Source organism: Candidatus Berkiella cookevillensis (assembly GCF_001431315.2).
Classification (GTDB): domain Bacteria; phylum Pseudomonadota; class Gammaproteobacteria; order Berkiellales; family Berkiellaceae; genus Berkiella_A; species Berkiella_A cookevillensis.
This window is the reverse complement of the sequence record NZ_LKHV02000001.1, coordinates 1,232,956-1,253,165: the sequence shown is the minus strand read 5'-3', so window position 1 is coordinate 1,253,165 and position 20,210 is coordinate 1,232,956. Positions and strand designations below refer to the sequence as shown.

Here is a 20,210-nt window from a genome sequence, read left to right as displayed (position 1 = left end):
TCATTTTTCTAACCCAATTTTTATGCAAAATTTTTTCTTTTTATTCTAATTTGCAGCAACCTCTTCTCTCATGAAAAAGAAGAGGTTCCATTTACTATTCACCCGTCCCTGTTCCTGCATATTTTGAGAACAAATCATATAATTGCTCTAAAATATCCAAAGCACCTTCTGGATCATGCGATAAAACATTCTTTGGTGGATAATAAGTTGCTTTAATAATATCGTTAATAAGATTTTCAGCCGTTTCTTTGGCTTCGCTCTCTGTCTTACCCGCTAATCGCTCAATATGCATAAGTGCTTCACGTGTACGCCCCCTTAACAATAAAGGATTGGAGAAGCGTTTCATGTCTTCTTCACCCACAATGTCTACCGCAAAATCTGGTACATAAACAGGGGTGAAGGCATGGACTTCATTTGCAAATTCTTGTGACTGTTCTTGCTCCATTTCTTCGCGAACATGGCGTTGCTTCTCAACCTCTTTTTCTAAGATTGCAATGACAGCAGCAATACCACGTTCAAAAGGCTTCAAATGCTCATATGACTGCATTGCTTGTGCAATGGTATTAATATCATCATTCGGTGCAGGTGGATCCATGACAAATTGCGGTGCATTGAAAACTTGAGAAAAACGACGAATACGTTTGTCTAAATTAACCATATCCGCATCTGCGGGTTTTTCAATACAAAGGTATTGGTTGACCTGCATTTTTTGTGCAGGTGGTGGATTTGCATAAAACATTCTGGCGCGAATAATTTTAGAACGGAAGAAGATGTGCGCATCCCCTTCACGTTGATCTCTTAAATCTAATAAATCAATACGTGAACGTTTCTCAATATTCGCATTTTTAGAGTCAAGATAGTTGTTGGTCATACTACCTGAATTAATCTGGAAGCCACTCACACTGGTAGCATAAGTTTCACCAGCTGTTTTATTAAAGAATTCCCATGTTTCACCTGGATCTTCCATTTTCATACAAATCTTAATGTTTGTATTCGCACCAATAGATGCCGCTTCTTCTTTAGATGCCTTTTGGAAGGCAGGTAAATCTTGTCCAGCAAAAATAGCAGAGAACCCTAGAGAACGAGCTTGTGCTGGCACCACCGCAAAACCAGGTACGGCATAATAACCATACTCATCCATGATACAAACATAAGGTGACGGAGAGGTGGTTGGTTTACGTAAAATCACATCTCTATAACTACCTTCAACCTCATCACCCAAGCCTGCTGCCATCATTGCTTTTAAAGAAGCAATGATAATTTTTCCTAAATTTGATAATTCTTCAGGTGATTTTTCTAAAGCAGGTAACAGTACAACTAAAATTCGACGATTTAATACAACGTCTTTTAAATCCACTTCCGCCAAATTGGTACGCACGATATGCGAATAAGTATCTGCAAGTGAGCTGAAGGTACGACCCAACTGCATAGTGATAAAACCATGCTGTTCACGAACTTCACCCGCTTGATTACCTTTCTTGGCTTTATTGTAACCTGGTAAGTTATAAATGTAGTTATCGATTGGATCTAAATAAGCTGGATTCATGCCATCTAAGGGGACGGAATCTTTTTCATTTAAAGGGAAACGTCTATCAACAACGATCATTTCTAATTTTTCTAATAAGAAATAATTACGAATTAAGTTTGCATCCAGTAAGATATGCCCTTCATCACGCATACCAACCAATATTTTCATAAGCGCTTCTACGAAAGAGATTGCGCGACCTTTCCACATATCACCATCGCCGCCGCCACCGCCTGAATCCATCAAACTTACAACCAGCTGCGTTAACATACTGGAAGAGCCGTTTGCAAAGGGGTTCATCGTATTAGATAAGCGACTCTTTTGGGCGCCAATAACGTCTCTGGCACCAGTCATGAAATTGATTAATAATAAATCATCATCACGCCCCATTTTCCTAACCATGCCAAATACTTTGGCATACAGGGAGTTATCACCTTTACCATCGATATAGATAAAACCGCTACCCTGCGCCAAAGAGTTAAAGGCAATTGAAACCAAGGCTTCTGTTTTACCAGAACCGGTTGAACCAAAAATAAGAACGTGGGTTCTCATATCATCATTGGTAAACCACAACTCATTCATGGAGCCTTTTTCATTTCCCAAGAATGTAATACCACGTGCTTTTCTAGGCTTGCTCGTACCAGGAATACAGTCGTTATAATCATCTAATTGGGAAGTTTGTGGCATTTTGCAAGGCAAACTCACCTTACGTGTGTATGAAAATAAAAACTCTCCAAGTGCAAATAAGCCGACAATATCTGCACATTCTGGAAACATAATGATGGTGGCAATACAAGAACCAATGATACAGCTTGCATAAAGTGGATTGCCAAAGAACTCTGCCGCACGCTGACCAAGCGGTCGCGTGTCTCGCGCCATCTCACTGGCGCCATGTTCATGCTTCGAATCTAAACCACGAAACTCTGACATGCCTATCCCCTATAATAATGATTTGGGCTTTAATTTGCCTGTTGTGGTTTTGCTAACTCTTCATTTTCTTCTGGAATGTATACCATTCCTTCAATTGCTTTCTCTAAAGCAGCGGTTGCCTGCTCTACCATGGGCACACTCAACGGCCTTCCCATATGTTTTTCAGCAAGCCAATGCGCAAAAGGCCCGCCCACTTCTGAAACGGCAACCTGTCGCCCTACACAGTTAAGCAAAAACCATAATTTTCTATCAAGCGGTTTGAGCCATAGAAAGTCACAACTCGCCAATACGCCATCCGATCTTGCTATCACCAGCATAGATGCCATAATTGTGAGCACATAGGCATGTAGTTGCTGACATTTTAAAGCTGCTTTGCATTTTTCATGCTTTTTAATAATTTCATCCACTTGGGAATAATCGATGGTTCCTTTTGCGGCAGAACGAGACAAACCGCCTAAAAACTCTCTTGCCTCATCCGCTTTATGCTCTGCCCTTAATAGCAAAGCAGCGTAAATCGCTTTTGTATGAGGTGCCAAGGCATTAACGCCCGTCCAAAGAGGTCCCATTTGAGAGGAGAAAACTTGGGTGGCTTTTTCTTTGATAACTGTTGCTTGTATCTCACCTTCTGATTTCCAGGAAGCTCTTTTATTGGCAACGATCTCAATTTTTAAGAGCTTATAATGCTTCGCAAACTGCATTGGATTCATGGCCATTGCCCAAGCACCCTCGTTAATATCTTCTTTTATGAGGTCAAGCTCCACCACAGGCGAAATTTGTGGCCAATTCACTTTCTCTTGCCGTGCTAAGGAATGCATATCATACTGCTTATTAAAACGCATCGTTGCATGCCCTCTGAATAAAAACCAAGCCAAAAAGCCTAGTATGATACTGATCGGATAGCGCAGATACTCACCAGAAAGTCTTGCAACCTGACTGGCCTCATACATAGTGGCTCTTTTTACAGTTTTTTCTTCAAAGGCTTGCTTAACGCCATCCCGCCAAGCATCTACCTCATCATCATCAACAAAAAAAGAAACGGCTGATAATTCCCAGTACTTGACCTTCATATAGCCAATTTTGAGCTGAGTACCATAAAAATGCCAAACAATAGCGCCCACCACAAAAATACCAGCAATTGCCCAAAGCAGCCCGTAGGAGTTCTTATCTTCACCACCACCTGCACCTTGTTGTCCACCCATATTTTCACCAGCTCGCTATTTAGTCGTACATTAAATCATCTAATGGCGTAATATCTCTTGAAGGCGCTGATTGAATAAGCTCAATCAACACGTCTGTTGCACATAGTAACCTCAAAGAATTTGGGGTAACTTCGTCAAATTTAACTTTTACGCCCAGCATCGTGCCTTGTGTCTCTTCAAAACTCACCCCTAAACCATATCCCAAACAAAAAGAGCTTAATTGATCAGCTCTTCTCATGATGGAAGGCAAAAGCCCCGTATCTGCAAAAACCTGATCAACCGATATTGGCTGATCGCGCAAGGTAAAATTACACTTTAAAAGTTTCGCAACCGATTTAAAGTTTTTGATAAAATCTTGTGCCATAAGTTACCTTATTATATTAGGCTCTCAACGCATAAAACCATACAATTTTACTATAAAGACCCATCTAAACTTAAATCTATTGTACTTTGGTACAAGTTTGCTTATATGTCAGCTTTATAGTCTTATCTCTCTCACAATCCTTATGCATTTTTATACACCTGGTTGATCAAGGCTCGACGCCTGTTCCCAAAGCCTCATACAGTAAATTTGCAGTAACTGATCATTTAAAGTTAAATTTCTTACATATTATAGAGCCTACTCATTAAAATTTAGTTCATTATTGAAGATTGAGTGGTTGATAGTTTGGTTCATTATTGATGATTTTCTTCATTGTTGAAGAAACGATTAAAGAATCAAAAAAAAATCGCTGCATATGCTCTTGATTATCGTTATAATCATCGATGCAATGTTATGGGGTTCTTTTCGTACTAAGCAAATAGCATTTAGGAAGCTTCCCCCTTTTAGAAATTTTAAAATTTTAAGTAAAAATTGATGAGGGTCTATGAAAATCACCAATATGATTTGTTTATTATCAGTGATTGTGCTAAATGCTTGCACCCCGAAACCTACTTATCAAATGAATGACGTTGAAAGACAATTAAAAAAGTCTGCTCTGTCAGTTGAAGATTCTCTTAGAACTCTAGCTTTAACGCAACAAGTTTATGCAAAAGAACCCATCAATACAGATATTTTAGTGACACCTCAAGGTGGTATGGGTGGCATCACTAACATTGACTGGGCAGGCCCTATCGAGCCATTACTCGAAAAAATCGGCACTTTGACTCACTACCGCGTCAAAGTATTAGGCCCCTTACCTGCAGTGCCCGTTATTATTACACTCACCGCCAGAGATCGCGTGATCGCTGATATTATCAAAGATGCAGGCATCCAAGCTGGTAAACGCGCTAATTTGGTTGTTTACCCAACAAGTCGAGTCATTGAATTAAGATATATTCCTACATAATATAATTTAAGAAGCTCCTACTTTAATTGAAGAGAGGGACACGCGCTAACAAGTGTGCAAAGGGGTTTAGGCTGCGAGTTTTAGTTTAGGCACTTTATGCTTACTCTCACCCGCGTCGAAAAAGTGCTCCCTCAGAAATTGGAGGGGGAAATTTCTGCTTTGCGAATGAAGAAGAAAAACATATATCTTAATATGAAGCGGTGCGCAGCAAAGCCTGCTTTCAAAGAAAGAGAATTATTCACTATACACATCAAGCATTTTGTTAAAAATTAACATTACAAGGTACCACTAAAAAACGCTTATGATTCATGATTTAAGTTTTAATGATTACTAGAAAATCTAATAACTTGATCTATTTGCGGTTAAATCGTAAATTTCCTCTAGACTGTGTCACGCTTTAGTCGTTAGTATACCCAAAGTAGATGACTTTTCCAGTTAAGCATCAAGAGAGTGAAGCCTCAGGAGAGCACAAAAAGTGCAGACTTAAGGTGAGAGAACGCAGGTAACAATCTCGAAAAATCACCTGCGAAAGATACTTTACAGAAGTTCGCGTTAACATTTTATAAACTCTATAACAACAGTTTAAATATTGTTGTTACTAAGGTAACTACTATAAAGGTTGCAGAATACATTATGAGACGTATGAAACCTAAGAAATGTTTGATTTATTTAATTTTAGGCTGTATTGGTTATTCATTCATGTATGGTTGTACTGCACCTTCGCCCTCTGCATCGGGTATGAAAGAGTATCAAAGCGCCTCCAGCATTGATCAAAGCACCTTTTCAATTACAGGTATACGGCACCAATCATTAAGAGATGCTGCCATGAGTGTTGGCGCACGTGGTGGTCTTGCTTGGCGCGCCCAACAAATTAATCAAATTATTACTCGTTATGACCATACTCTGGATCGCGTATTTAATTTTCACGCCTTAGTATTAGAACAAAATATATTACCGCCTGTGTTGATTGAGGGTCGTTATACCTATGAGCAATCTTCACCCGAAATTATTAGACTTGCCGATCGCTCTTTTAGTATTGTTCATCAAGCTAAATTTGTAAGTATGCCCCCTACCTGGCGTGATTATTTGTTTTTAAAATTCGTAAAACCAGAAATGCCTGATCCCTCAATGATGCCTCGTAACGATATTGAACGAAAAGTATGGGATAAATATGTCCAAGAAGGCTGGCAAGCAGGTATTAATCAAGCAGATAGCATATTTTCAGAGAATCTAGGTAGATTAAAAAGAGACTATCAAGGTATGGTTCGCTACCGAAGTTTGTTAGCACAAAATATGGTCTCCCCACCTTATGTTGCTGAAGTTAATTTGGGCATAACGGGGAACGATGGTGAAATGTCTGTAAATGACAGAATATACAAAATCACCGCCTTACCCGCTTTCCGTTATGAATCTAAGGGTGAGGAATGGGAAACGCAATCAAGCCCCGTTTACATTAATTAGGAGTATTCATGGCAGACGATTATTTACTCCCCGATGAACCTATTCGCTTTAATGCGCGAGAAATGGATCGATTGCTTGTGCATTGCACGATTAAAAACGCATCTGATATCACTGTGCAAACAGACTCAAAAGTATTAGCAGAAATTCACGGTCGGCTCTATCCCGTTACCCAGCGCGTATTATCAAATACCGAAGTGGGTGAAATGATCAATAGTATCTATGGCCCTAACGGTACCGCACAACTTTCTTCCGGTAAAGACGTGGATACGCACTATGAAGTCAGACCCGATAGACAAACCCGCTATCGTTTTCGTATTAACGGCACAGCCTGTCAGGTAGAAGGCAGAGATGGTATGCAGATCACCATGCGTACCATTCCGTCCGATCCGCCTTCGCTGTCTACCATGAATTTAGAGCAAATTGTTATCGATAACATGGCCCCTATGCAAGGCACAGTTGTTGTAACAGGCTCTACAGGTTCTGGTAAAAGTACTTTATTGGCAGCGATGTTAAGAGAAATTATTGGTGCACCTGATGCAAACCGTAAAGTACTCACCTACGAAGCCCCTATCGAATTCGTCTATGACTCTGTTGAGAAAATAAGCTCTATTGTCAGTCAATCTGAAATTCCCAAACATTTACCCTCTTTTGCTGCTGGTGTACGAAACGCACTCAGAAGAAAACCAGGCCTAATTTTAGTGGGTGAAGCCAGAGATGCCGAAACCATTTCTGCGGTGATCGACGCAGCACTTACAGGCCACCCTGTTTATACAACCTTACATAGTAACGGCGTTGCAGACTGCGTTCGAAGAATGATTTCTACCTTCCCAGCAGAAGAACGTCATGGACGCGCTATTGATATCTTGGAAACACTACGTCTGTGTATTTGGCAAAAACTCGTACCAACGGTCGACAACAAACGTGTTGCTCTGCGAGAATTTTTAATATTCGATGAAGAAGTACGTGATATCTTAGTTGAAACGGATGTAGACTCGTTAGCTGCCAAAACACGTATATTATTAAAAGAAAAAGGCCAACCGATGGTCATGGACGCTAAAAGAAAATTTGAAGAAGGGAGAATCAGCGAAAGGACTTATAACCTAATCGCAGAAAGCTCTAAGAAACTTGATAAAGATGCAGGGGTAAAATCTTAATATAGGTGTGATTATGCACATATATGGACTTTGAACTTTTTGCTGAGTTATTAACTCTCTGTCTATATTAGTTCTTAGGATTATATTTTTAGTGGGAAAGTTATAAATGCGAAATCCAGATACCGTTCATTGGCGTGATTCAGCAAGAATACCTAAGTTCTTCTTTTTAGATGCTTATTCAGCATTACCACTGCTATTCTTTTTATTGCATATACGTCTGTGGACGTTTATAACGTGTGTTGGTATTTGTATATTTTTCGGGCTACTAAATCGTTTTGGATTTACTTTACCCGTTTTCCTTCGTATCGTACGAGTGTTTCTTTCTGGCAATGTGCGTTCTGCGCGTCCTTGGTGGACGACTAAACGTAATAAATAATGGAATAAGGTAGTAAAGAGTATACGAGACTGTAATTAATCGATGCTATACTAACTTGAATTGAGCATACGGAATAAGCCAGTTAGTATAGTCACAACACATTTATGTGTGAAGGCTATAGCAATTTTATCTAAGGAGAGGCCTAAGTCATGGCTACAACAAGCGGTGATGTGAAATCAACAGAAGACAAGAAACCCAAAGTCGCAAAGCAAGCTAAAGAAAATTTTGCTCCCGCCTCTTTACCTTCAATGAAGACTGGTGGCCTTGATCTGGTCATGCTGAGAAATAATTTCTATCGAGATAATTTCCGTCGCATGATGATTTTCTGCTTATTATTATTAATTATTATTGGCGCTTTAATAGGCAATATTTATTACTTACAAACACACCAGCCCACACCTAAATATTTTGCAACAACGCATGATGGTAAGTTAATTGAACTCATAGCGCTTAACCAACCTAATCTTTCAACAAACGCATTGTTACAATGGTCTGTAGAAGCCGCAACAGCTGCTTATACCTTTAACTTTGTAAACTATCGTAAAGCACTGCAAGATTCTCGTATCTACTTTACGAAATTAGGCTATCAAAACTTTTTGAAAGCATTAACAGACTCACGCAATTTAGAAGCTGTCAGAACGAAGAAGCTCGTTGTGTCCGCTGTTCCAACAGGTGCACCTGTTATATTGAAAGAAGGTGTAACCTCTTCAGGACTGTTCGCATGGCAAGTTCAGTTTCCAATGCTGCTCACCTATCAAAGTGCGTCAGAAACAATACCTCAGAACATTGTGATTACCATGTTAATCACACGTGTTCCAACGCTAGAATCTCCTAAAGGGGTGGGTATTGCTTCATTCGTAGTACGAGAAGGTAGCCCAACCAGGTAAATAATCACGTTAACACTTTGTACAATAATTAAGAATTTATCACTTCATTGTGATTTAGATGAGCAATTGTAGATGAATGCAATAGGATGGTCTCAATATGAATAAACCGTTGCTATGGTTATCCTTCATAGCGCTTACAGTAGCATCTCCTGTGCAAGCCGGTATGCTTGGAGCAAAAATACCAGCAGCAAAACCCGAGACAGAACCACAACCCAGTGGATCTGTCTCAACTGGCACTGTTGGCTCATCTCGCGCAACAAATCCAAACAGTGCTCAACGTTCTTCAACCGCTATTGGCTCGCAGCGTAGCACTGGCACTGTCGTCCCCATTGATCAAAACACGGCAAAGATGATGGAAAATATGGGGATGACCCCACAAGAAGCGCAAGCCTTTCTTGAAAAAACCAAAGAGATGAACCCTGATGAACTGCAAAAATATCTCAGCTCTTTGCGACAAGGTCTAGAGAGTGGCAAAGTTGCGCCAAGCGATATTGATAGTTCAGTATCTGCAGACTACAGACCCTATCCTGAAAGACCACATCATGCAAATGATAAAAAGACCATTGCACAAAAACAAAATGAAGAAGCTTTTGATGAATTGTTGGGTGAAGTTTTACCTTTGAGTCCCCAACAAATTATGCAATTGCAAAAATTTTATGATTTAAGTTTGCAGGCAAAGGCAACACCGCCTACACCACCACCTACACCACATTTTAATTCTCTACCAGTAAATCTTGAACCTGGAAGCCAAGCCCCCGTTATTCGATTAGCGGCAGGCTTTGTATCAACGCTTTTATTTGTTGATAGAACAGGTGCACCATGGCCAATTACAGCTTATTCCTTAGGCGATCCCAAAAATTTCAACATTCAATGGGACAATCAAAGCAATACCATGTTTGTACAAAGCACTAAAAAATATGTGCACGCAAATATGGCTGTACGACTGGTAGGTCTCAATACACCTGTCATGCTAACGCTTGTTTCTGGGCAAAAAAATGTCGATTTTAGGGTTGATCTCCAATTACAAGCACGTGGTCCAGAAGCATTCCCTGCTGTCGTAGAAAAAACCCCATACTCTACTCAAGTAAATGCAGACATGATCAACATTTTAGATGGCATTCCACCCGTTGGAAGCTTAAAACTGGATGTGCATGGTGGCCCAGGTCAAGCATGGCTATTCCAAGACAAAGTTTATTATCGCTCTAAGGTTACACTGCTTTCTCCAGCCTGGATGGCGACTGTCTCCAGCCCAGATGGTACGCATGTGTATGAAATTATGCCAACTCCTTATTTGTTAGCATCTAAAGATGGCAAAACCATCAATATTAAGCTCACAGGGTTATAAAATATGGCTAAAAAACAGCTGCCTCTTATCTCTGGTTTAACGAATGCAAGAAATCGCTCCCTTGTTATCGCTTTGGCGGTTGTCGTCATAGCAAGTGGTGCTTTTGCTTTCACACAATTAAGCAAATCCTCGGATGATCCACTAGCCAGCCAAGGCTCAGTCTCATCGGGTGCTCCACGTATTAAATCCATTCCAGGTGGTAAAGCATCTGAGAAATACGTTGAGCTACAACGCCAAGAAAACGTGGAAAAAGCAGATCAAGCGATAAAATCTAAGAGTGCATCCATCCCCACGATTATTGGTGCCATTCAAGAAAACCAAGACGATGCAACCGCAATCGAACTTGCGGAAGTTGATCCGAATCTACCAGGCGGTCAAGACAGAGCAAGAGGTGGTAAAATCCAAATTGGTGAAACCCAATCTGGTACCTTTATCAGCTCTGGGCCTTTCGGTGCACAAAAAGAAAGAGAACAACGTCGTGCAGAAATCGATAAACGCCGCGAAGAACAAGTACAACGTGTTGAGCGACTCAAAAAAGAGCAACAAGACAGACAAGATAAACAAGTAGCGATGCGTGAAGCGGATAAACAACAAAAAGAATATCAAGCAACGGTTAAACGCATTCAGCAAAATATGAAAAAGTATTCTGAAGGTGCTTATAAAGAATGGGCAACTTTCAACCCACAAGCTTATAAAGCAGGTAAATGGGAAAACGAAGAATACAAACCTAAGGTTGCTCGCCTCTTAGCTGGAGAAAGCAGTGAAGATGGAACCGTTGTTGTGGGTACTGCTTTTGATAAAAACGGTGTCCCAATGGCGATCACAACACAAAAAGCGACATCACAATCCCTCAAACCACCTAAAATGGTTATCAAAGCAGGTACTGTATTGTTCGGTGTGCTAGATACGGCTGTTAACACAGATGAAAAAGGCCCTATTTTGGCAACTATTGTTCATGGAAAATACAAAGGTGGTAAATTAATTGGCAAAATCACGCATGAAGCGCGCCAAGAAAAAGCACTACTAACTTTTGATACGCTGTCATTGCCAACACACCCCACATCTCTTAGCATCAGTGCGGTTGCGATTGACCCTGACACAGCGAGAACAGCCTTAGCCTCTGATGTTGATAAGCATTACTTACTACGTTACGGTAGCTTATTTGCGTCTTCCTTCCTTGAAGGGTACTCTAAGGCAATTTCAGATTCAGGCAGCACACAGACAACAACCAACTCGGTTTTTGGTGCAACAACAACCAAAACAACACCTGAATTATCTGGTAACGAACAGTTGATGGTTGCGCTTGGTGAAGTAGGTAAAAAATGGGGACAGCAAGTACGCCCATTATTTAATACGCCCTACACCGTTACTATTAACCAAGGTACAGGTCTAGGTCTTTTATTCATAAGTGATGCCGATGTTACCTTAAGAGGGGAATGAAAGAATGGCAGATAATGATAATAAAAATGATGAATTCGAAGATGAATTTGAGTTTGATAGTGATGAAAATTTTGATGCAGACGCAGATCTCTCTTCGCAAGCTGATACAGCGCCTGTAGCTGAACGAAAAAAAAGCAGTTTTCCATGGCTCATTGCTGTTGCAGTACTAGGCGGTATCGGCTTTGGTGGCTATCAATTTATCAAATCAGGTAGTGATGAAAGTGTTGGGGAGATCACAACCCCTCCTCCTGCACAACAAGCAAAAACGCCTGCGCCTGCACCAACAGTTGCGCCACATGCAGCACTACCAGCACACGATCCAATGGCTTTAGCGGATGAACCCCCGGCTGTTGCACAATCTGAAGCATCTCAGCCATCCATGGCGCTTGATTCACAGTTGGATTCATTAGCGCAACAACAATCAATTCCCACGCCTGATACCGCAACTTCAACCGAGCTTGATGCCGCAGTTAGCAAGACCAAACAAGATCTTGAAAAATCCTTGGGTGGACTTAAAAAAGACATTACCTCTTTAACAGAGTCTAATACCCAAAAAATCAAAGACATCGAAAAAGACTTAGAGCTGACAGCAGGTAAAATGGTTAATGTTGATAGAAGTCTGGGCGATATTCATCAAGATATCAAACAACTTACCCAAATCGTCAAAAGCTTAACAGAGCAAGTCAATGAATTATATGCATCACGAGAAGCCTATAAAGCAGATCAAGCGAATAAAGCACGCAAAGCCCGTGTCGCAGCAAGCTCTGCACCTAAGAAAAGTACTGTGAGCCAATCTATGACTATTCACGCAATTATACCTGGCCGAGCATGGTTAAGAACACAAGAAGGTAAAACACTTTCTGTTGCAGAGGGTGACATGCTAGGTGAATACGGTAAGATTTTGAAAATTGACGCCCCTACTGGCACAGTTATTACCAGTTCAGGTGTTACAATTAGATAAGATCTCAGCTTTATAAGCCCTGTATCATCGTTATTTGATCACTATGATACAGGGCTTAAGCGCCAGATTTGCATCCATAAAACACAACCATACAATAATCAGAAGCCATCTTATGCTTGAAACAGAATCTTTTAATTTAGAAAGTGCCTTTTCAGCTCTCACAAGCTCATTCTACAGCTTAGAGAAAATGCTCCTAGTGTTATCCTATATCATCGGTCTTTTCCTTGTACTTCGTGGCCTTATGATGTATAGAGCATTTGCGAATCAAACCTATGGTTCTGCACAACGTGGTGAAATTGCTGGGCCAATGGTGTTTTTAATTGTTGGAATAATGCTTATCTATTTACCAAGCACGATGAACGCATCCTTACAAACTATTTTTGGCACCTCAGAAATTGGGCAATTAAGTAGCTTAGCTTCATATCAAAGCACTGATAGCTCTGAAAATTGGCTCAATCTTCAAAATATTTTTATTAAATATTTAAAATTAGTTGGCTTTATAGCATTCCTGCGAGGCTGGATTATCTTAAGTAAAATGGGGCACCCAGGCGCGCAACCCGGTAGCATTGGAAAAGGAATCACCCATATATTTGGCGGGGTTGTATTAATCAATTTAGTCGATACAATAAATATTTTAGGTCACACTTTTGGGATCATAGTTTAAAGTGGAGCAGTCAAAAACTTTAACGCAAAAATCAACACTTACGGATACACTCGAGTTACTACCTATCCGCCTCAATGCAATGAAGGGGAATTGGCTTTCTTTTCAGAGTCGCAAGAGAAATTCTAAATTTCAACTTATAAAATCCACGGTTTTACAACGAGATCATTATACTTGTCGTTACTGTGGTTTTTTTTCCAAGGAATTTCATGACGTTGTAAATATCGATCATAACTATAAAAACAATCATCTTAGCAATTTAGCAACTGCTTGCTGCTTTTGCTCGCAGTGTTTTTTTATTGATAGTATTGGCTTGGCAGATGGCACAGGTGGAACTATTATTTATCTACCTGAGATTAGTCAGTATTCTTTAAATAACATCTGTCGCGTATTATTTTGTTCTTCAGACAAAGATTCCGCCTACCGAGGAAAACTGAAGTCTGTAATAATGAGCTTTAGAGACAGAAGCAATGAAGTTTTAAATTGTTTTGGACCACTTTCGGATCAACCAAAAGTGTTTGGGCAAGCGTGGATAGATGCACAGCTTCCCAATATTACTCAAGTTCAAAACCATGAGATTCTTAGGCATTTGAAATTAATGCCTACTAAAGAGCCATTTTCTAAACAAATTGAGTATTGGAAAAAAACAGTATTTGCTAAAGTTCCATTGTAAAATAGTAGCTACAATATTATAAAGTTAGGAGTCTTTCATGCAGAATGCAAAGTCTGGTGTATTGCATTTTATATCGAATCGGATATTCATTTCACTCGTCCTTATGCTCGCTACCGGCTCAGCGCTAGCCTATGGTGGCCAAACACTAGGAGATGTGGCAGGGAATATTACAAAAAGTATGTCTGGACTTGCACGCTTAATCACTGCAATAAGCTATGTTGCGGGTGTGGGGTTTGCTATGATGGGTATGTTGAAACTTAAGGCACATAAAGATCAACCAGCACAAGTACCATTAGGCCAACCTATTATGCTGCTTGTAATTGCAGTTGGATTAATTTTCTTACCCAATTTGATTAATACGGGTGGAAGCACTATCTGGGGTGATCAAGCAAACCAAGCAGAAGCACGTTCAAGTTATCAAGATATTGATAACTTTGGCTAGTCATTAATATTATATAATAGTAGTAGCACAGCTCTGTATTAAACGACAAATGAAAATCTGTCGTTTAAAAAAGGTATAGCCACAGCACATGAGTTTTACCCGCAAGGGGCACAATGTCGGGTAGGCGTCAAGCCTCGAGCAACCTTCGTTCCCATAAAAGGACATGAGGATTGCGAGAGAGCGAAGCCCCCCCCCAAAAAAGGTCATGTGCGAAGACTATCGAAGGATTGCGATATATCGTACGATGCTCAAAAAGCTTCGAATCTATAGAATTGCATCGCAAAAGAGTACAAGGGAAAACTTCAGCGAGGTAACATGGGAACCTTTATCGATCCACTCTTAGATAGCATTGATGCAGTCTTAGCGTGGATGGGATCGTCACTCGGTCAAACCACAGATCATTACTGCACACTAGAAACAGCAGATAACCGTCACACGCTCGTTGCTCGAGACGGTTCTTTGGTTTCTATTATTAAGCTTTATGGTGCAACAGAGCTGGTTGGCTTGGCTGAATTTGATCGCATTCACAAGGGGCTCATTAACAGCCTATCTCCTGCACTTTCCAGACCCGGGCATGCCGTTCAAGTATTTTTCCATTACGACAGAGACACCGTAAAAAACGAAATCAGAGAAATTTTCCGCCCTGCAATGGGAACCTGTGAACGCCTGAATCTAAAACTTGATGATTTATTTGAAGAACGTATTAACCATTTATCTAAATTCACAGCATCAGAAGCTTGCTATTTTGTTTTATGGACACGCCCTTCTGCCTTAAATAAAACACAATTAGATATTTCTAACAAAAACAAGTTAGAAACAATGCGTACATCCAGACAGCCTATTATGCGTCATGCACAAAATATTATGGCTGCTATACCAGAATTGCGCGAAACGCATGATTCCTTTGTTCGTTCACTTGTCAACGATATGCGGGATACAACGCTGTATGCGGTTTTACTTGACGTGCATACTGCATTAAGAGAAGTCAGAAAAACGATTGATCCTGATTATACAAATGACGATTGGCGTCCAGTATTACCGGGTGATAAAATTCCCATTCGCAATATTCAAGATCCAGCAAGACGAGATCTCTCTGAAATTTCTTGGCCACCTTTGGTTCCACAAATTATTCCCAGAGATGGAGAAATTCTCAATCTAAGAACCTGTCGTATTGGTGACAAAATTTATACGACACATTTTATAGATTTATTTCCTCAAGAAATTAGAACATTTTACGAATTATTTAAGAAAACATTACAGTCTCGCTTCCCATGGCGTATTTCTTTCCTATTTGAAAGCGATGGTATTCGTACCCTAGGTATTAAGCCCATTTTAGCTTCTTTCTTAAGCTTCGCGTCCTCTGTCAATCCATTAATTACAGATGCAGCAGAGCTATTAAAAGCCATTGATACACGTACCGACTATGCGGTTGTAAAATTACGTGTTGCCTTAAGTACCTGGGCAAATGTCGGTGAAGAGCGCTTATTACGTGCACGCTCTGCTGAACTGGCAAAAGCCGTACAAGGCTGGGGAAGCTGCGAAGTCGGTGAAATTTCTGGTGACAGTTATGAAGCTGCACTTTCAACCGCACTGGGTATCTCAACCAATAGCGTTGCCACACCTTCCGTTGCACCTATCAATAATGTTTGTTACATGTTGCCTTTTGCAAGACCAGCCTCACCTTGGATCACTGGCGCAGCCTTATTTAGATCGCCGGATGGAAAACCTTGGCCTTATCAGCCTGGTTCAACTCAACAAACAACGTGGATTGATCTTGTCTATGCAAGACCAGGTTCGGGTAAATCGGTATTATCCAATACCATTAACCTTGCTCTTTGCTTACAAGGTGGTATTACGCGCTTACCCAGAATATCAGTTATTGATATTGGCCCTTCTAGTTCAGGATTGATTTCTTTGATCAAAGAAGCCTTGCCTGATGATCAGAAACATTTGGCCGCCTACCATCGATTAAGAATGACACCGGATTATTCCATTAATCCATTTGATACACAGTTGGGTTGCAGAAAACCAACGCCTCAAGAAAGAAGTTTCTTGGTAAATTTCATTACACTACTGGCAACCCCAATTGGTGAATCAAAGTCATACGATGGTATTTCTGATATGGCCGGTATGATTGTAGATGAAATGTATAAATCATTATCGGATAGCCATAATCCTAATAAATACACCAAAGATCTTGATCAAAAAATTGATGCAGCATTAAATGAAATTAATTTTAATGGCGATGCACATACCTCATGGTGGGAAGTTGTTGATGCTCTCTTTAAAGCTGGCAAAACACACCTTGCAACCGTTGCACAGCGATATTGTTCTCCAATGCTCGCCGATGCGGCAGCAATTTGTCGTACACAAGTTGTAGAAGATCTCTACGGTAAAATCGTAGCACCCACAGGTGAACCTCTCATTACCGCTTTTGGACGAATGATCTCAGCCGCAATTCGTGAATACCCTATTCTCTCTCGAATAACACAGTTTGACCTGGGGGAATCCCGTATCGTATCGCTTGATTTAGACGAAGTAGCGAAATCAGGTGGTGAAGCAGCCGATCGTCAAACCGCGGTTATGTATATGCTTGCGCGCTATATTATGGCAAGAAACTATTATCTAACAGAAGAAAATCTTGAAGATTTCCCTGCTGATTTCAAAGAATTCCATCGTCAAAGAATTCTTCAAATCCGAGAAGATCCTAAACGTCTTGTCATGGATGAATTCCATCGAACTTCTAAAGCACAAGCAGTACGCGATCAAGTACTTGTAGATATGCGTGAAGGAAGAAAATGGAAAGTGCAAGTTGCTTTATTATCACAATCATTGGATGACTTCGATCCTGTGATGGTGGAATTTGCAACCTCGATATTCATCATGGATGCAGGCCCTCAACAAGCCATTGATAAATCAACAGCAACTTTTGGTTTATCTGATACAGCCAAGTATGCATTAACGCATCGCGTACACGGTCCTAGAGCAGAAGGTGCAACCTTTTTAGCACAATTTGCAACAAAATTGGGCATGAATACACAGCTTTGTACCAGTACCTTAGGCCCAATTGAGCTTTGGGCTTTCAATACTACCGCTGAAGATGCGCGTATCCGTAATGCACTTTATAAGAAAATTGGTGCTTCAGAGACACGAAAATTACTTGCTATGCTCTACCCTGGCGGAAGTGCGGCTCATGTCGTAGAACAACGCTTGGGCAAACGCAAAGAAAGCGGCGAGAAATTAAATGCAGAAGCAGCCAATGGTGTTATTGATGAACTCATTGCAGAAATTCTGCAAGTATATGAAACAGCCAAGGGGCCGACTTAGGATAGTCTTCTTAGCTGGTTTCTCTTATCGATGAGCAACGCGAATCAAAATCCCACTTTTTGAAGGGGGACGCGCGTAGCGGAAGGGGGATTTATACTGAAAATTTCAGAACAAACAGCTAAATCCCTCTGCTCGTGCAGCATAGCTGCGCGAGCGTCTCCCTTTACAAAGTGAGAAAATGTTCGCTTTGCGAACGATGAGAAAAACAACAACAAGCAACCTTGCATATTTCCTTTGATAGGCTATGATACTAGTGTTCGTTGCATTGAATTTTTTGCTTTGATCTTATCTTAGCCTTCTCGCTGCCATTATATAGTCACAGCACATGATTTTTCGAGTAGGCGTCAAGCCTCGAGCAACCGGAGTGTACACAAAAGTACATGAGGATTGCGAGAGAGCGAAGACAACACCCTCGAAAACTCATATGCGAAGACTATAACAGCGTTAACGCTTGATGTCCTTCTCAAAATAAAGTGCCACGATTTTGACCGGACCAAGTGTATGCTGCGAATTGATTCTTCTGTCTATTCTGCCTCTACAATGTCCTGATATTAACTTTTTAATTACATGGTGCATGATGCAATACAAAGTATATGTTGGCAATCTAAATTATTCAGCAACAGAACAAGAATTACATAGCTTTTTCTCTGACTGCGGCACAGTCACTGACGTTGCTGTATTAATGGACAAAATAACAGGCAAGGCTCGTGGCTTTGCTTTTGTAACATTTGAAGATGCAGATGGCATGAACAAAGCAATCAGCAAAAACGGCAGCGATATGATGGGCAGAAGCTTGAAAATCAGCCAAGCAGAACAAAAGCCTAAAAGTGACAGCCATTCCTTTAACCGTGGCAGACAACAATATAGCGATTAGTCTTTAAGCGAAATCCTTGCTGATTGTTTTTAAAACGCCCTACTGGGCGTTTTTTTGTGCCAGAAAATGGCTTATTATCCATGGGGCAATTTCTGTTTTTTTTTAGATGTATAATACCTGCCTCTACCCGACTCTTCTTCTTGCTATCTAAAGATAATGCATCCAAAAAATTTATATTTATGCTATCTCTATACTAAGAATGCCTCTTTAATACAGTTCTTCTGCAAAACTGACCACCAACCATATACTGTTGAAATTATCTACCTTAATAATATATCTTCTTTATTAAGAGGGGAACTCTGCTGAAAATTTATTGTCTCAATATTGTAGTTTTAAAATAGCATGAGCTTCTTCTGCTAAAATTGAAGTAACAGTGTAGCTTCATGCAAGCGAGTCAACGATGATTGATACAAGCAGCTTTAGTTTAGATTTGGCACTACAAAATTTATCTTATGCCTTTACAAGCTTAAAGGCTTTAATTGTTGCATTATCCTATGTGCTAGGCGTAGGCATGGTCGTTAGAGGTCTGATGATGTATAGACAACTTGCGAACGTAACCATGTCATCCGCTCAACGAGGCGAATTAGCAGGCCCTATGGTCTGGATCATTGTCGGCGTTATTCTTGTTTACTTTCCCCGAACCCTTGAATCTTCCTTAACCACTGTATTTGCAACCGGCGACACAGCCGCAGCAAGCGAGCTTATTGGCTATGTCACCATTTCTGGTGTAGAACGCTGGCGTGAAATAAGTGAAATCATTGTAAATTACATGAAACTCATTGGCTATATCGCCTTTTTACGAGGTTGGATTATTTTATCTAAGATGGGACATTCTGGCTCACAACCAGGCAGCATCGGTAAAGGTATTGTTCATATTGTAGGCGGTGTATTGCTGATTAATGTCATTGATACCGTGAATCTACTGGCAAGAACTTTTGGTCTAACGGTTTAATTTAAAAGAGAACATACTATGGACCTACTACCAATTACATTAACCGCACAAAAAGGAGCTTGGAGAATATACCATGCGCGGAAAAAAAATAATAAATTCTTGCTAATCAAGAAAAAAGTTTTGCAACGTGATCATTATACGTGCAGATATTGTGGTTTTTTTTCAAAAGAATTTCACGAAGTTGTAAATATAGACCAAAATTATAAGAACAATAATATTGATAATTTAGCAACGGCCTGCTGTTTTTGTGCACAATGTTTTTTTATTGATGCCGTTGGGATGGATGGAAACTCAGGTGGAAGAATTATTTATTTGCCCGAAATAAGCCAATCTGATCTGCATAATTTTTGTCGCGTTCTATACTGTTCACTAGACAAAGATTCTGTATACAAAGGGAAACTGCAATCCGTTCATATGAGCCTAAAAGATAGAACAAAAGATGTTGTCAATTGTTTTGGCCCAGATGCGAGTGATCCCAAAATATTTGGACAAGGGTTATTAGATGCAAATTTAAGTAAAGAGCAAGCGCAACATGAAGTAATGAGACATTTAAAATTACTGCCTTCTCGAAAAGCATTTGCACCACAAATTGATTACTGGAAAAAAACGGTTTTTGCAAAAGTACCGCTTTAGTTGTTCTGAAATGTACGTTTATTGTTTCTCAATATAGAGGAG

18 protein-coding genes are annotated in these 20,210 nt (G+C 40.3%); 15 read left to right on the top strand and 3 right to left on the bottom strand.

The features are described 5' to 3' along the window. Positions 1-94: 94 nt before the first annotated feature. From CC99x_RS05335 to CC99x_RS05325, 3 genes are read right to left on the bottom strand one after another with little or no spacing between them, the layout of a single operon-like run. Complete coding sequence (locus tag CC99x_RS05335; protein WP_057622942.1) at positions 95-2,455, bottom strand: type IV secretory system conjugative DNA transfer family protein; 2,361 nt, start codon at positions 2,453-2,455, stop codon at positions 95-97. A gap of 29 nt (positions 2,456-2,484) precedes the next feature. Next, positions 2,485-3,654 carry a type IVB secretion system coupling complex protein DotM/IcmP gene (icmP, locus tag CC99x_RS05330; protein WP_057622944.1) on the bottom strand — a complete coding sequence of 390 codons (1,170 nt, stop codon included), beginning with the start codon at positions 3,652-3,654 and terminating at the stop codon, positions 2,485-2,487. A 19-nt stretch (positions 3,655-3,673) separates the two neighbouring features. Further along, positions 3,674-4,018, bottom strand: a complete 345-nt coding sequence (locus CC99x_RS05325) for a type IV secretion IcmS family protein (RefSeq protein ID WP_057622945.1) — start codon at positions 4,016-4,018, stop codon at positions 3,674-3,676. A 502-nt stretch (positions 4,019-4,520) separates the two neighbouring features. Between CC99x_RS05325 and dotD the strand changes: the two genes are divergently transcribed. The 15 genes from dotD (at position 4,521) to icmJ (CC99x_RS05250) (ending at position 20,168) form a co-directional block, all read left to right on the top strand. Then, entirely contained in the window at positions 4,521-4,982 is a 462-nt protein-coding gene (dotD, locus tag CC99x_RS05320; RefSeq protein WP_057622947.1) for a type IVB secretion system lipoprotein DotD, read from the top strand. 633 nt (positions 4,983-5,615) lie between these two features. Beyond that, positions 5,616-6,443: a type IV secretory system conjugative DNA transfer family protein gene (locus CC99x_RS05315; RefSeq protein ID WP_057622949.1), complete on the top strand. Its 828-nt coding sequence runs from the start codon at positions 5,616-5,618 to the stop codon at positions 6,441-6,443. Positions 6,444-6,451: 8 nt separating this feature from the next. Beyond that, on the top strand, positions 6,452-7,597 hold the full coding sequence (dotB, locus tag CC99x_RS05310; protein WP_057622951.1) for a Dot/Icm type IV secretion system ATPase DotB: 1,146 nt from the start codon (positions 6,452-6,454) through the stop codon (positions 7,595-7,597). A gap of 106 nt (positions 7,598-7,703) precedes the next feature. Next, on the top strand, positions 7,704-7,973 hold the full coding sequence (icmT, locus tag CC99x_RS05305; RefSeq protein WP_077065315.1) for an IcmT/TraK family protein: 270 nt from the start codon (positions 7,704-7,706) through the stop codon (positions 7,971-7,973). Between the two features lie 149 nt (positions 7,974-8,122). Then, positions 8,123-8,860, top strand: coding sequence for a type IVB secretion system apparatus protein IcmL/DotI (locus CC99x_RS05300; RefSeq protein WP_235528035.1), 738 nt, complete (start codon positions 8,123-8,125; stop codon positions 8,858-8,860). A gap of 97 nt (positions 8,861-8,957) precedes the next feature. Further along, positions 8,958-10,205: a DotH/IcmK family type IV secretion protein gene (locus CC99x_RS05295; protein WP_057622953.1), complete on the top strand. Its 1,248-nt coding sequence runs from the start codon at positions 8,958-8,960 to the stop codon at positions 10,203-10,205. A gap of 3 nt (positions 10,206-10,208) precedes the next feature. After that, complete coding sequence (locus CC99x_RS05290; protein ID WP_057622955.1) at positions 10,209-11,645, top strand: TrbI/VirB10 family protein; 1,437 nt, start codon at positions 10,209-10,211, stop codon at positions 11,643-11,645. Positions 11,646-11,649: 4 nt separating this feature from the next. Then, a complete protein-coding gene (locus tag CC99x_RS05285; protein ID WP_057622956.1) occupies positions 11,650-12,606 on the top strand; it encodes a hypothetical protein in 957 nt (318 codons plus the stop codon). Between the two features lie 112 nt (positions 12,607-12,718). Then, complete coding sequence (locus CC99x_RS05280; RefSeq protein WP_057622958.1) at positions 12,719-13,270, top strand: hypothetical protein; 552 nt, start codon at positions 12,719-12,721, stop codon at positions 13,268-13,270. Between the two features lies 1 nt (position 13,271). Continuing rightward, positions 13,272-13,940 (top strand): type IVB secretion system protein IcmJDotN, encoded by a 669-nt coding sequence (gene icmJ / locus CC99x_RS05275; RefSeq protein WP_057622960.1) that lies wholly within the window; start codon positions 13,272-13,274, stop codon positions 13,938-13,940. Between the two features lie 37 nt (positions 13,941-13,977). Beyond that, the gene (locus CC99x_RS05270) at positions 13,978-14,382 is read left to right on the top strand and encodes a hypothetical protein (RefSeq protein ID WP_057622962.1); all 405 of its coding nucleotides are present in this window, start codon (positions 13,978-13,980) and stop codon (positions 14,380-14,382) included. Between the two features lie 315 nt (positions 14,383-14,697). After that, positions 14,698-17,709, top strand: a complete 3,012-nt coding sequence (locus tag CC99x_RS05265; protein WP_057622963.1) for a putative type IV secretion/conjugal transfer ATPase — start codon at positions 14,698-14,700, stop codon at positions 17,707-17,709. 577 nt (positions 17,710-18,286) lie between these two features. Continuing rightward, complete coding sequence (locus CC99x_RS05260) at positions 18,287-18,583, top strand: RNA recognition motif domain-containing protein (protein ID WP_057622965.1); 297 nt, start codon at positions 18,287-18,289, stop codon at positions 18,581-18,583. A gap of 400 nt (positions 18,584-18,983) precedes the next feature. Next, positions 18,984-19,535 carry a hypothetical protein gene (locus tag CC99x_RS05255; protein WP_057622967.1) on the top strand — a complete coding sequence of 184 codons (552 nt, stop codon included), beginning with the start codon at positions 18,984-18,986 and terminating at the stop codon, positions 19,533-19,535. An 18-nt stretch (positions 19,536-19,553) separates the two neighbouring features. Then, the gene (icmJ, locus tag CC99x_RS05250) at positions 19,554-20,168 is read left to right on the top strand and encodes a type IVB secretion system protein IcmJDotN (RefSeq protein WP_057622968.1); all 615 of its coding nucleotides are present in this window, start codon (positions 19,554-19,556) and stop codon (positions 20,166-20,168) included. The last annotated feature ends 42 nt before the right edge of the window (positions 20,169-20,210 follow it).